Annotated in this window: 14 protein-coding genes; 7 read left to right on the top strand and 7 right to left on the bottom strand. The window is 29.2% G+C overall.

All coding sequences use genetic code 11. The annotated features are described in order from the left end of the window. Nucleotides 1-29: 29 nt before the first annotated feature. Complete coding sequence (locus tag WAO74_RS03645) at nucleotides 30-428, bottom strand: acyl-CoA thioesterase (RefSeq protein WP_422159778.1); 399 nt, start codon at nucleotides 426-428, stop codon at nucleotides 30-32. A gap of 171 nt (nucleotides 429-599) precedes the next feature. On the opposite strand from WAO74_RS03645, the gene dnaA reads away from it, so the two are divergent. From dnaA to WAO74_RS03630, 3 genes are read left to right on the top strand one after another with little or no spacing between them, the layout of a single operon-like run. After that, nucleotides 600-2,027: a chromosomal replication initiator protein DnaA gene (gene dnaA / locus WAO74_RS03640; protein WP_422159777.1), complete on the top strand. Its 1,428-nt coding sequence runs from the start codon at nucleotides 600-602 to the stop codon at nucleotides 2,025-2,027. Between the two features lie 17 nt (nucleotides 2,028-2,044). Continuing rightward, complete coding sequence (locus WAO74_RS03635) at nucleotides 2,045-2,497, top strand: low molecular weight protein-tyrosine-phosphatase (protein WP_422159775.1); 453 nt, start codon at nucleotides 2,045-2,047, stop codon at nucleotides 2,495-2,497. 12 nt (nucleotides 2,498-2,509) lie between these two features. Then, nucleotides 2,510-3,214, top strand: coding sequence for an SAM-dependent methyltransferase (locus WAO74_RS03630; protein ID WP_422159773.1), 705 nt, complete (start codon nucleotides 2,510-2,512; stop codon nucleotides 3,212-3,214). A gap of 2 nt (nucleotides 3,215-3,216) precedes the next feature. On the opposite strand, the gene WAO74_RS03625 is transcribed toward WAO74_RS03630, so the two are convergent. The 5 genes from WAO74_RS03625 to dapF form a co-directional block, all read right to left on the bottom strand. After that, nucleotides 3,217-3,732 (bottom strand): peptidoglycan-binding protein LysM, encoded by a 516-nt coding sequence (locus WAO74_RS03625; RefSeq protein WP_422159772.1) that lies wholly within the window; start codon nucleotides 3,730-3,732, stop codon nucleotides 3,217-3,219. Nucleotides 3,733-3,990: 258 nt separating this feature from the next. Then, nucleotides 3,991-5,019, bottom strand: coding sequence for an endolytic transglycosylase MltG (mltG, locus tag WAO74_RS03620; RefSeq protein WP_422159770.1), 1,029 nt, complete (start codon nucleotides 5,017-5,019; stop codon nucleotides 3,991-3,993). Between the two features lie 28 nt (nucleotides 5,020-5,047). Further along, entirely contained in the window at nucleotides 5,048-5,569 is a 522-nt protein-coding gene (locus WAO74_RS03615) for a GNAT family N-acetyltransferase (protein ID WP_422159887.1), read from the bottom strand. A 13-nt stretch (nucleotides 5,570-5,582) separates the two neighbouring features. After that, nucleotides 5,583-5,975, bottom strand: a complete 393-nt coding sequence (locus WAO74_RS03610; RefSeq protein ID WP_422159768.1) for a GxxExxY protein — start codon at nucleotides 5,973-5,975, stop codon at nucleotides 5,583-5,585. 104 nt (nucleotides 5,976-6,079) lie between these two features. Continuing rightward, complete coding sequence (gene dapF, locus WAO74_RS03605) at nucleotides 6,080-6,850, bottom strand: diaminopimelate epimerase (protein ID WP_422159766.1); 771 nt, start codon at nucleotides 6,848-6,850, stop codon at nucleotides 6,080-6,082. A 131-nt stretch (nucleotides 6,851-6,981) separates the two neighbouring features. Here dapF and WAO74_RS03600 point away from each other — a divergent pair, with 131 nt between their 5' ends. Together WAO74_RS03600 and WAO74_RS03595 are read left to right on the top strand one after the other, a co-directional pair. Beyond that, nucleotides 6,982-8,379, top strand: coding sequence for a trypsin-like peptidase domain-containing protein (locus WAO74_RS03600; protein ID WP_422159764.1), 1,398 nt, complete (start codon nucleotides 6,982-6,984; stop codon nucleotides 8,377-8,379). Between the two features lie 134 nt (nucleotides 8,380-8,513). Further along, nucleotides 8,514-9,956 (top strand): glyceraldehyde-3-phosphate dehydrogenase, encoded by a 1,443-nt coding sequence (locus WAO74_RS03595; protein ID WP_422159762.1) that lies wholly within the window; start codon nucleotides 8,514-8,516, stop codon nucleotides 9,954-9,956. A 228-nt stretch (nucleotides 9,957-10,184) separates the two neighbouring features. Here WAO74_RS03595 and WAO74_RS03590 read toward each other — a convergent pair whose 3' ends face one another. Beyond that, on the bottom strand, nucleotides 10,185-10,847 hold the full coding sequence (locus WAO74_RS03590; protein ID WP_422159760.1) for a hypothetical protein: 663 nt from the start codon (nucleotides 10,845-10,847) through the stop codon (nucleotides 10,185-10,187). 76 nt (nucleotides 10,848-10,923) lie between these two features. Between WAO74_RS03590 and ligA the strand changes: the two genes are divergently transcribed. Beyond that, a complete protein-coding gene (gene ligA, locus WAO74_RS03585; RefSeq protein WP_422159758.1) occupies nucleotides 10,924-12,921 on the top strand; it encodes an NAD-dependent DNA ligase LigA in 1,998 nt (665 codons plus the stop codon). Nucleotides 12,922-12,956: 35 nt separating this feature from the next. Next, complete coding sequence (locus WAO74_RS03580; RefSeq protein ID WP_422159757.1) at nucleotides 12,957-13,679, top strand: DUF4294 domain-containing protein; 723 nt, start codon at nucleotides 12,957-12,959, stop codon at nucleotides 13,677-13,679. The last annotated feature ends 275 nt before the right edge of the window (nucleotides 13,680-13,954 follow it).

Below are 13,954 nucleotides of genomic sequence, written 5' to 3'. Positions count from 1 at the left end.
AATTTATTTAAAGTGATATCACATATTTTCTAAAACCCCAAACTCTCCAATAAATAATCTGGACATCTTGTTGGTTTTCCAGTTTTCATGTTCATAAAAGCCAAAACAGAATTTCCTTTGCAAATAATTTCATTATTCTGGTTGGTAATTATATAATCGAATTCAATTTTAACCATCGGTTTTTTCACTAAAAAAGTTTCAATCGTTAAAACATCATCATAAATAGCAGATTTAATAAAGTTACAAGTTAACGAAATTACTGGGAGCATTATCCCACTAATTTCCATATATTTGTAAGTAACACCTAAAGTGCGAAGCCATTCAGTTCTACCTAATTCAAAGTATTGTGCATAATTTCCATGATACACAACCCCCATTTGATCTGTTTCTGAATAACGAACTCTTGTTTTTGTTGATGATTTTTTCAATGTTTTTAAACAGTTTAGGAAAGCATTTTACGTAAAAAAAAGTTAAAAACCTATAGTGATTTCATTTTTTTATACTGAATTTTATTCACACTTTTGTAAACCAAAAAAGAAAGAGCTAAAACTGTTTTTTTTAATTAAAGATTTTATCTTTATAACATACTAAAACCATAAATGAATTATACTGCTGAATCCGTTTGGACAGACTGTCTATCTTTTATCAAGGACAATATTAAGCCACAGGCTTATAAAACTTGGTTCGAGCCTATAAAGCCTGTTAAACTTTCTGGTGAAGCTTTAACCATTCAAGTACCAAGTAAATTTTTTTATGAGTGGTTAGAAGAGCATTATATTAAACTTTTAAGGGTTGCATTGGTAAGAAAATTAGGCAATGATGCTAAATTGATTTACGATGTAAAAATGGAAAACAATTACAGCAGTAACAGACCGCAAATTGTTAAAATTCCGAGTTCTAACAGAGACCCTTTAAAGCCTCAAAAAGTTACAGTTTCTCTAGAATCTAATAAAAGAGAATTAAGAAATCCGTTTATAATTCCTGGTTTACAGAAAGTTAAAATAGAATCTCAATTAAATCCTAATTACAGTTTTGCTAATTTTATAGAAGGAGATTCTAACAGATTAGCGCGTTCTGCAGGTATGGCTGTTGCCAACAAACCTGGAGGAACTTCTTTCAATCCGCTTTTAATTTATGGTGGTGTTGGTTTGGGTAAAACGCATTTAGCACACGCAATAGGTGTTAATATTAAAGATAAATATCCAGATAAAACTGTTTTATATATTTCATCAGAAAAATTTACACAGCAATTTATAGATTCTGTAAAATCGAATACAAGAAACGATTTCATTCATTTTTATCAAATGATCGATGTTTTGATTATTGATGATGTACAATTCTTGTCTGGTAAAGCAGGTACACAAGATGTATTCTTTCATATTTTTAACCATTTGCATCAAAATGGTAAGCAGGTTATTTTAACCTCTGACAAAGCACCTGTAGACATGCAAGATATCGAGCAACGTTTACTTTCTCGTTTTAAATGGGGTTTATCTGCAGAATTACAAGCACCAGATTACGAAACTAGAATTTCTATTTTAGACAATAAATTGTTTAGAGATGGTGTAGAAATGCCACAAGATATAATAGAATATATTGCTCAGAATATAAAGTCTAATGTTAGAGAATTAGAAGGTGTTATTATTTCTATGATTGCACAAGCTTCTTTTAATAGAAGGGAATTTTCATTAGAATTAGCAAAACAAATTGTAGATAAGTTTGTTAAGAACACAAAAAAAGAAGTTTCTATAGATTACATTCAGAAAGAAGTTTCTAAATATTTTGATATGGATGTTGCTACACTGCAATCTAAAACTAGAAAAAGACACATTGTTCAAGCGCGTCAATTAGCCATGTTTTTTGCAAAAAGATTAACAAAAACATCTTTGGCAAGTATTGGAAATCAAATTGGGCAAAGAGATCATGCTACAGTTTTGCACGCTTGTAAAACAGTTGATAACTTATCAGAAACAGATAAACAGTTCAGAAAATACGTGGACGATTTAACGAAGAAGTTAACCTTCTAAAATTCCTTTTTTTTAAAATGATTAAAGTACTTATGGTTTGCTTGGGGAATATTTGTCGTTCGCCATTAGCAGAAGGTATTTTACAATCAAAAATTAATTCTGATTCCATTTTTGTAGATTCTGCAGGAACTGCTGCTTATCACATAGGAAATTTACCTGATGAACGTTCTATAGAAGTTGCTAGTAAAAACGGAATTAACATCACCAACCAAAGAGCAAGAAAATTTACCGAAAAAGATTTTGACGAATTTGATTATATTTATGCAATGGATGAAAGCAATTATCAAAATATTTTGATGCTTGCAAGAAATATAAATGATAAGGATAAAGTGAAAATGATACTTAACGAAATACATCCAAATTTAAACAAATCTGTTCCAGATCCTTATTATGGAGGAAAAGAAGGTTTTAAAAATGTGTATAATATGTTAGACAAGGCTTGCGTTGTGATAGCAAAAAAGTTGTCTTAAATCTATAAAATAATGATTGGTAAACTCTATTTAATTCCGACAACTTTAGGCGAAACAGAACCTTTGGAGGTAATGCCTATTTCTGTAAAAAAAGTAGTAGAACAAATAGATTATTATATTGTAGAGAACGAAAAATCGGCAAGAAGATTTATCAAAAAAATTTCACCAAAAAAACAACAAGCAACTTTAACCTTAAAGTTATTAGACAAATATGCTGTGGTAGAAGAAACGCATAGTTATTTAGATGTATGCGAAAAAGGCTTTAATGTTGGTTTACTTTCTGAAGCTGGTGTGCCTGCAATTGCAGATCCTGGAGCAAGTATTGTAAAGTTGGCGCATCAAAAAAATATACAAGTGGTGCCATTAGTTGGGCCAAGTTCTATTTTAATGGCTATGATGAGTTCTGGAATGAATGGGCAAAATTTTGCTTTTAACGGGTATTTGCCAATTGATAAAGGTGATAGAAAAAGAACAATTAAAGATTTAGAAAGAATTTCTTTGGATAAAAATCAAGCTCAAATTTTTATAGAAACACCTTATAGAAATGACAAAATGCTGGCGGATTTAACATCTATACTTTCACCAACAACAAGTTTGTGTATTGCTGCAGATATTACTTTATCATCAGAATACATAAAAACAATGCTTGTAAAAGATTGGAAACACCAAAAGCCAAATTTGCATAAAAAACCGGCTATTTTTATTATACAAAAGTAATTCTAAACACTTGCGCTTTTATCTGCAACAATATTAGATACGTTGTAATTGGCAAACTTTCTCAGGTACATTTGTATAGTTGCTCCATAAGCATCTTCAAAAATATCTTCGCCATTACTTCTTAAAAAATCTTTTACATTTCCTGCGCCACTTAAATGTGCTGCAGCTAATATGCCAGATTCAGTAATTTTGATACCATTAATTGTTTTACCAACAAATCTTTTAATATCTTTTCTTAGAATCCATTTATTTACTTTACAAAGCGCAATAAAAGCTTTTTCTTGTAATTCAGGATTTCTCAAAAAAGCGTCACCATCGTAAATTCTAAAACGCTCTAAAGTGCTTTTGCCAAATTGATATTTTCCCAAATAACCATAAGTATTTATAACTGTATAATCACCTTGAGATTCTTTAAAAGCCAGAGCTTCTTTAAATGCTACGAAATTGTTATCTAAATATGGAATATTATAATCTACGTAAGAAGGAAGTTTAACTTCTTTTTCCGAATTCTTTTTCATAGAAATAGTAGTAGCACTTACAAGTAAAAATATTCCACTTAAAAATAAAAACTTTTTGATCATAAATAATCGTATTGCTTTACGATGCAAATTTAATGTATTTTTTAAAATGATTGACAGTCAATAGGTTAATTTCGTCGAAATTACCAGATACCCTGTTTAAAGGTTATTTTTCTGTTATAAATGAATAACTACATCGTTTCTTTTTATGAATAAAGTAAAATTTTTACACTATTTTAAGCAATCTAAAAACGAAAATTATCGGCCAATTCCGTTTTTATTTAACCAATTTTGGTATTTCGCAGCATTTCTGTTGTGTTGAGACAAGCTTTTTGCAAATTCATGGTATCCTATTTTATCGATACTTGCACACATATAAAAGTATTCATGTTTATCAGCATTTAAAACAGCATCAATAGTTTCTATATCTGGCATAGAAATTAAAGAAGGAGGTAATCCTTTATACTTATAAGTGTTATAGGGTGAGTTTATTTCTAAATCAACTAAAAGCACTCTTTTAACAACGTAATCTTGTCCTTTTACTTCTTTGATACAATATATAATAGTTGGGTCTGCTTGCAGAGGCCAGCCATCTTTTAGTCTATTTAAGTACAAACCAGCCACTATTGGACGTTCTGCTTTTTTTGCAGTTTCTTTCTGAACTATAGAAGCTAAAGTAATTACTTCACTTTTAGACATGTTTAATTTCTTGGCTTTTTCTAATCTAGTAGAATTCCAAAAACGATGATATTCTGTAAGCAATTTATCTCTAAATTTTTTTGGAGAAACATTCCAGTAAAACTGGTAACTATTTGGTATGCAGATTTGTAATGACGATTTTTTAGTTAAGTTGTTCGCTAATAAAAACTCTTTATCTGTAAACATTTGTAAAATAGTAATAGAATCTGCTTCTATTTGTTCTGCAATTCTACCAGCAAATTTTTCAATGGTTTCTTGATTGTTAAAGGATACATTTACAGCTGTTTGATTGCCACTTCTTAGCATGTTTACTAGTTCGTTATTAGTCATATTATCTTTAATAATGTACCTACCAGCTTTTGGTTCAGAGAAATTTTTTCTATTCGCAACCCAAACAAAATTGCCAACATCTTTTATAAAAGGAGTTATTTTTTTAGTAAGATCGTTAAAATCATCAGTAGATTTTATATATAAATTCCCACTTTCGATAACATTTCTGCTAAAAATTTTTTGATAAAAATTATAGCCAGCTATTGAAGCTACTGCAAAAAATAAAATTAAAATACCGTAAATTATTTTTTTACTCAATTGTTTTTATTTTGAAACTTGTGCAAAATTACTCTTTTATAAGCTGAAACAAAACTTCGTCTTTAAATTTTCCTTTAGATAAAATCCAATCTTTTTTTACACCAATTTCTTTAAAGTGATGTTTTTTGAAAAGTGTAATACTTTTGGCATTATCTGATGTAATATTGGCATATAATTGATGCAGTTGTAAAAGAGAAAAGCAGTAAGAAATTAGCAGTGATAATGCTTCTGTTGCAAATCCTTTGTTTTGATAATCTGGATGAATTAAAATACCAACTCCAGCTCTTTTATGTTGAGGATTAAAATCGAAAACATCAATCATTCCAATTTGTTTTTTTGATTTAATTTCTTCAATTACCAAGCGTAATTGTTTTGCTTCGTAAACATCTAAATGTGCATTGTCTAAATATTGTTTTAAAATATACCTAGAAAATGGAGTTTGTGTATGACTTACTTCCCAAAAAAGTTCGTTATTCTCTATTGAAAATAAAAATTCTAAATCTTCTGGTTCTAAAGCTCTTAAATTAATTATTTGACCACATAGGCACATAGAGATCATAGTTTTATTTCGGTAATTCATTAAAAAAGTTATTTACAAAAGTTTTTTGACCCTCTTTAAAAATATTTAAACAATTAAAGTTTACTATTATACCTTTTGGAGCTCTTAATAAATGCATATAAGTTAATATTTGAGCTTCAAATATTGGCTGAATTTCTTTTACAGATTTTAATTCAACCACTAAGCAACCTTCTATTAATAAATCTGTTCTTAACTTTGTTTCTAATTGTTTACCTCTGTATATTACTGGAACTTCTAATTCTGATATATAGGAAATTTGTTCATATTTTAATTCTTCTAATAAACATTTATGATAGACATTTTCTAATAATCCAGGACCTAATTCTTTATGAACATTAATACAGCATCCTAAAAATGAGTATGTAATGTCATTCAAATATTGCTTAGTAATTTTCAAAACTATTTTTATATAATATAGTTAAATTTTTTAAACCGTTATAAAATCTATGTGACTATGTGGTCGTTTTTTTTAAGTAATAGTTATATTTCAATTTCACCCTGAAAAACAAAAGTAGCTGGTCCTTTTAAATAGACGTCTTTATAAATACCATTTTCTTCCGTGAATGAAACTTCTAAATTTCCTCCTTCTACAGGCAATGAAATTGAATTACTTGTAGTTTTACCAATTTTATGCATGGCAATAGCAACTGCTGTAACTCCAGTTCCACAAGCTAAAGTTTCGTTTTCAACACCTTTTTCATAGGTTCTTACTCTAAAAGTATCATTGCTAATTTGTTGCACAAAATTTACATTACTTCCAGGATTTGGATAAGAATATCTAATCTTTTTACCATTTTCAAAAACAGGGTACTCATTTAAATCATCTACAAGCTCCACATGATGTTGAGTGCCTGTATAAACAAAAATAGAATTTGGCTTTACTTCAATATTATTAACATCTATCATTTTTAAAGAAATAATATCATTTTCTATTTCAGCAAAATGGGCTCCATCAATGGCAATAAAAGAAGTTTTATTATCAATTATATTCAATTTTTTTGCAAATGCTACAGCACATCTTCCTCCATTTCCACAAAAGGTTTCACTACCATCTGCATTAAAATAAATCATTTTAAAATCGAAGTTTTCATCATTTTCAATCAAAATAATTCCATCTGCACCAATACCCAAATGTCTGTCACAAATTTGTGAAATGATGTCAGTTTTTTCTTTTGGAAAGGTTTTTGCTCTGTTATCTATCATAACAAAATCATTTCCTGTGCCTTGGTATTTATAAAATGTAAACTCCATGATGCAAATGTAATGATTTAGGGAATAAAAAAAGTCTGTTAAAACGTGGTTAAAAAGAGTTAAAAGCAAGTTAAACAGATTTTTTAAAAATGTTAAAATTGTATATTTGATTAATTAAAAAAAATATAATTATGAAGAAATTTTTCGGTTTAGTAGGAATGGCGATTTTAGGAGGAGCTCTTACTTTAGGAGGTTACAAATTGCTTTTTAATGACACTTTAGTTATAGAGAGAACAATACCAGATTCATCTCAAACAGTGCAAACAAATTTTAATCCAGCATTTAATACTAATTCAACAGGATTAGCTGCAGAAACTATAGATTTTACTATTGCAGCAGAAAGGACAGTGCATTCTGTAGTGCATGTAAAAAATACAGCAATTAGAACACAAACAAATCCTTGGGCAGAATTGTTTTATGGAAATGGAAGTGGTACTAGGCAATTTGAACAAGTTGGTACAGGAAGTGGCGTAATTATTTCTGCAGATGGTTACATTGTTACAAATAACCACGTAATAGATAATGCTAACGATATTGAAATTACTTTAAATAATAACAAAAAATATAAAGCTGAGTTGATTGGTTCAGATAAAGGTAATGATATTGCTTTACTAAAAATTGATGCTGGTATGGAATTACCATTTACTCCGTTTGCAAATTCTGATAATATAAAAATAGGTGAGTGGGTTTTAGCAGTTGGAAATCCTTATAATTTAACATCTACTGTAACTGCAGGAATTGTTAGTGCAAAAGGTAGAGATTTGGAAGGTAACAGAAATATTGAAGCTTTTATACAAACAGATGCAGCAGTAAATCCGGGAAATAGTGGAGGAGCTTTGGTAAATATAAGAGGAGAATTGGTAGGAATTAATACAGCAATTTCTTCTAGAACTGGTTCTTTTATTGGATATTCTTTTGCAGTTCCATCTAACATTGCAAAGAAAGTTGTAGATGACTTATTAGAGTTTGGAGCTGTGCAAGAGGCAATTTTAGGAATCAGAGTAGATGAGGATTATGATGATGAAGGTGTTAAAGTAGCTGATGTTTTTTTTGAAGATGGAGCTAGCAATTCTCAATTTAAAACAGGAGATATTATTAAGAAAGTAAACAATGTAAAAATTACGAAGTTTTCTGAATTAAAAGGTCAGTTAACATCAAAAAGACCAGGAGATAATGTAGAAGTAACTATAGAAAGAAATGGAGAGTTAATAACAAAAACAGTCATTTTAAATAAAAAAAGCACATTTATTTCTAATAGTTTAGGTATCTCGTTTAAAGATTTATCTGATAAAGAAATGAAAAAGTTTGATATTAAAGGTGGAGCAAAAATCACCCAAAATATAAACAAATCTTTAAGTTATTATGGCATTCAAGAAGGCTTTATTATTACAAAAATAAATAAGAAAATTGTATTAAATGCAGCTCAAGCAAAAGCAGCTATAGATGATAGTAATTTTGGAAATGGCAATCCGTTATTTTTAGAATTAATCAATTTAAAAGGTGAAGTAGAAAAATACGCAATTAGATAAATGATCAAATAAATAAATGAAAAGTCTTGATAGAAATATCAAGATTTTTTTTATGTTTAAATTTTTCACGAAATCGATTTCGTGTTTTCAAAAAAAGAAATACTTTTGCAAAAATTTTAAATGTTTAGAAAACCATGTCATCAACCCTAAATTACGAAGAAGAAGTAATTGAACAAGCACAAACTAGAAGAGCAACAGTAGAGTTTATTAATATTGTAAACGATTTATGGTACGATAAATCCATAGAATTAGTGCTTTTTAGAAATCCGTTAGTAGATAAAAGAGCTAGCGAAGTTTTAAACTTAATTAATTATGCTAAAGAATTTGTTAATAAACCTATTACAATTCAGGATGCATTAAGTATTGCAAAGGCCATTCAACAAATAGATTTACCATCCTCTAAATTAGATATTGGTAAATTGGCTTACGAATGTCATTTAAATCCAAAAGGGTGTATAGACAAAGTAGCTTTTGTAACAAAACAATTGAAAAACGTAAAAGAAGCTAAAGACATTACTCCAAAAGATGTTGTTTTATATGGTTTTGGTAGAATTGGGCGTTTATTAGCCAGAGAGTTAATGACTAAAATGGGTAAAGGTTCTCAATTACGTTTAAGAGCCATTGTTACTCGTGGTGAAATTACACAAACAGTTTTAGAGAAAAGAGCATCACTTTTAAGTATCGATTCTGTTCATGGAGATTTTTTAGGAACCGTACAAACAGACATAGAAAATGAAGCATTGATTATTAATGGAACCACCGTTTTTATGATTTCTGCAAACAAGCCAGAAGATATAGATTATACAGCCTACAATATTAAAGATGCATTAATTATAGACAATACAGGTGCTTTTAGAGATGATGTTGAATTAAGTAGACATTTAAAATCGAAAGGTGCAAGCAAGGTTTTATTAACTGCACCAGGAAAGGGAATTCCAAATATTGTGCATGGTGTAAATCACAAACAGTATGACCCTGATAAAGTAGATATTTTCTCTGCAGCATCTTGCACAACCAATGCAATTACACCAGTTTTAAAAGTTTTAGAAGACAATTTTGGAATTAAAAAAGGGCATTTAGAAACCATTCATGCTTACACAAACGATCAAAATTTGGTAGACAATATGCACTCTAAATATAGAAGAGGTAGAGCTGCAGCATTAAATATGGTAATTACAGAAACTGGGGCAGGCAAAGCAGTAGCAAAAGCCTTACCAGCATTAGAAGGTAAATTAACATCGAATGCAATTCGTGTTCCAGTGCCAAATGGATCTTTAGCAATTTTAAGTTTACAATTAAGAGTACCTGTAACAACAGATGCTGTAAATTCTATTATGAAAAAATATGCGCTAGAAGGCGATTTGGTAGAGCAAATAAAATATTCTTTAGACAACGAATTGGTTTCTGCAGATATTATTGGTACAACTGCACCCTCAATTTTCGATAGTAAAGCAACTATTACAGACAAAGAAACTATTGTAGTTTATGTTTGGTATGATAACGAATATGGTTATTCTCATCAAGTAATGCGTTTGGCAAAACACATAGCAAAAGTGAGAAGATATACTTATTATTAGTATTTACACAAATAACAAAAACCTGAAATATTATCTGTTTCAGGTTTTTTTTTGAAGCTATTTCCTGCTTTCGTTACTCGTTTTTTTTAGTTTGTTCTCCATACAAATTTGTTCATTCTTCACAAATTCACTCGAACTGACACTAAAAAAGAACTCAAACATGCCACTCAATCAGGGCTAAACTAGTTTGCCAACTTTTAGAAAAACTAAAGTTTGTAGAAGTTTAATTTAATCTTCCTCAAAAAACTCAATTTCAGCTTCAAATTCTTCATTGATAAATTCTTCTCTGCTCATAAAATAATCAGAAGTAATTAATCTGTAATTCGTTTCTTTTTTCTGTATTTCCCAAATAATATCATTGGCTTCAACAAACTTTTCTTCAGCATTTAATTGATCGCTAAATAATCTTTTAATTACATTATGGCTATCTAAATTTTGTGCAAAACATTTTAAAGCAATTTCTTTTGTAATTGTTGTTTCGGCTTTTCCTAAAGGCGTAATTTCAAAATCTATAATTGTTGCTTTTGTATTTGGGAATTTACCATTAAACGCTTTGTATAATAATTGGTTTACGCAAAATAAATCTTTATGCAACCCTATTTTTGGGTACTCTTCAGATATTTTATCAACCAACATTTCATAAGATACAGAATCTATTTGATGTTCGTTTAAATGCTCAGACAATTTGTAATCTAAAACAATTCTTGCAGCCTCACTTGGATCTTGATCTGAAATTGCCATAAAAAGCAACTCTTTTAATTCTTTGTAATCGTTTATATTATCGTTTGCAAAATCAAATCTTCTTAAAAGTTCTTTAAAATCTTCGATATTCCAAGCATTTTCAAGTTCGTCAACTGTAGAAATTTTATGTATTTTTATAGCGTATTTCATTTATTTAAATCATTTTTGATTATCATTTGAAAATACAAATTTTTAAGAGATTAAACAACTTTTTTTAACTTTAAATATGACCACTGAACAAAGAATAAATGTACTTCGTGATGAATTAAACAATCATAATTACAATTATTATGTGTTAGATAATGCAACAATTTCCGATTTTGAGTTTGATTTAAAACTCAAAGAATTAGAAAAATTAGAGCAAGAAAATCCTGAGTTTTTCGATGCAAACTCCCCAACTCAAAGAGTAGGAGGAACTATTACAAAAAACTTTAACACCATTGTTCATAAGAATAGAATGTATTCTTTAGACAATTCGTACTCGAAAGAAGATTTGTTAGATTGGGAAAAGAGAGTTCAAAAAATGTTAGGAACTTCAGAAGTTGAATATACTTGCGAGTTAAAGTTTGATGGAGCATCCATCAATTTAACTTATGAAAATGGTCAGTTTATAAAAGCAGTTACAAGAGGAGATGGCTTTCAAGGTGATGAAGTAACCAATAATGTAAAAACGATTCGCTCAATTCCTCTATCAATTAAAGAAGATTTTGTTAAAGATTTTGAGATGCGTGGAGAAATTATTTTACCTATTGATGGTTTTATCAAAATGAATGAAGAACGAGTTGCAAATGATGAAGAAGAATATAGAAATCCAAGAAATACAGCAAGTGGAAGTTTAAAATTGCAAGACAGTTCTGAGGTTGCAAAAAGACCTTTAGACTGTTTATTATATCAAGTTGTAACCCAAGAAAGAAAATATAAAACACATTTTGAGAGTTTAGAAAATGCAAGAAAAGTAGGTTTTAAAGTTCCAAAAACAATCGCTTTAACAAAAACAATAGAAGAGGTTTTTAACTTTGTAAATCATTGGGATTCAAAACGTCACACATTGCCTTACGAAACTGATGGAATTGTCATAAAAGTGAACAATTTACAACAACAAGAAGAGTTAGGTTACACATCCAAAGCTCCAAGATGGGCGATTGCCTACAAATTTAAAGCAGAACAGGTTTCTACAGTTTTAAACGAAATTACGTATCAAGTAGGTAGAACTGGTGCAATAACACCAGTTGCAAATTTAGAGCCTGTGCAATTGGCAGGAACTACTGTAAAACGTGCATCATTGCACAATGCAGATCAAATTGAAAAGTTAGATATTAGGGTAAATGATACTGTTTTTGTGGAAAAAGGAGGTGAAATTATCCCTAAAATTATTGCTGTCGATTTTTCAAAAAGACTTATAAATTCTACACCAACTATTTACGCAACCAATTGTCCAGAATGCAATACTGAATTAGTCAGAACAGAAGGAGATGCAAAACATTATTGTCCAAACGAATTTGGTTGTGCACCTCAAATAACAGGAAGAATTCAACATTTTATTTCTAGAAAAGCAATGGATATTGATGGTTTAGGAGGCGAAACCGTTGATTTGTTGCGCAAGGAAGGTTTAATTCAAAACTATGCAGATTTATATGATTTAAAAGTTGAGCAAGTAATTCCGTTAGAAAGAATGGCAGAAAAATCTGCTCAAAACATGATTGATGGAATTGAAAAATCAAAAGAAATTCCATTCGAAAAAGTATTATTTGCACTTGGAATTCGTTTTGTAGGTGAGACAGTAGCTAAAAAATTAGCCAAACATTTTAAATCGATAGATAATTTAATGACATCAACTTTTGAAGAACTTATTAATGTTGATGAAATTGGCGATAGAATTGCAAAAAGTATTATTGAGTTCTCTTCAGATTTAGGAAATATTCAATTGATAAATAGATTAAAGCAATATGGAGTGAAATTAGAATTCTCTGCAGAAATTTTAGAGAATCAAACCAATAAATTAGAAAATCAGACTTATGTAGTTTCTGGAGTTTTTCATCAAATGAGTCGAAATGAATTGAAGAAAGCCATCGAAGATAATGGGGGTAAAGTAAGTTCATCAATATCTAAAAAGACAAATTATATAGTTGCTGGAGATAATATGGGCCCATCAAAACTAACAAAAGCTCAAGATTTAGGAATCGAAATAATTTCTGAACAAGATTTTATTGATAAGATTTCTTAATTTGGTTTAATTTAATTGCAAGAATAATTAAAAATTTGAAAAAACTATTCTACATATATATAATAAGTCTCTCTTTCTTTTCTTTTTCTCAAAAAAAGGAAGTGTTAGATTCTTTACCCATTAATACAGACAAATATATTTTTGTAAATCCAGGAGATACAATTACAGTACAATTGAATGAATTTACATTATTTCCAAATCAAAAGTTCAATTCAGAAGAAGATATTCGTTACTATTTATGGTTTCGTAGAAAAGTTTTTAAAGCATATCCTTATGCTAAACTAGCTTCAGAAAGACTTGATTCTCTAAATGCCAGACTAGAAAGAATAGAATCTAAAAGTAAAAGAAGAAAATACACAAGACAGATTCAAAAATATATTGAAGGTGAATTCACAACCGAGTTAAAGAAAATGACCAAAACTGAAGGTCGAATTTTAATAAAATTGATTCATCGCCAAACAGGATTAACGGCTTTCGATAATATAAAAGGCCTCAGAAGCGGGTGGAAGGCATTTTGGTATAATACAACTGCCAATCTTTTTAAACTTTCTCTAAAGGATGAATATAGGCCAGAATCTGAGAACGAAGATTTTTTAATTGAAGAAATTCTTCAGCGTGCTTTTCAAGATAATTTATTAAAGAATCAAAATTCCAAGTTAGAATTTGATTTTGCCAAAATAATACTAGAAAAGAAAGCAAAAATTAATGTTGAAGAGTATAAATTGATGTTTTCTAAAATGAGAAAAAAAGGGAAATAGTATAATTTAAGCCTATTTTCAAGTTTATTATTTCGAGTTTTTCTTTTCGATTTAAATATTTATTTTAATTTTTCCTGATTCATTTATCACATAACTAATTGATTTATAGGGTTGGTTTTAGGGGTGTGTTAAAAAGATTATAATTTATTAAATTTTTATTAGGTTGATAATAAAAAAGGGTTGTATCTTTGCAGTCCGTTTCGGAAAAAAGTTCATTATTTGTTAGTGTTAAAAAGAGTAAAAAAAATAAATTTATTTTTTATTGTTAAATTAAA

This window comes from Polaribacter sp., assembly GCF_049276715.1.
GTDB lineage: Bacteria > Bacteroidota > Bacteroidia > Flavobacteriales > Flavobacteriaceae > Polaribacter.
The sequence above is the reverse complement of the archived record's forward strand: the minus strand, read 5'-3'. Positions and strand labels throughout refer to the sequence as shown.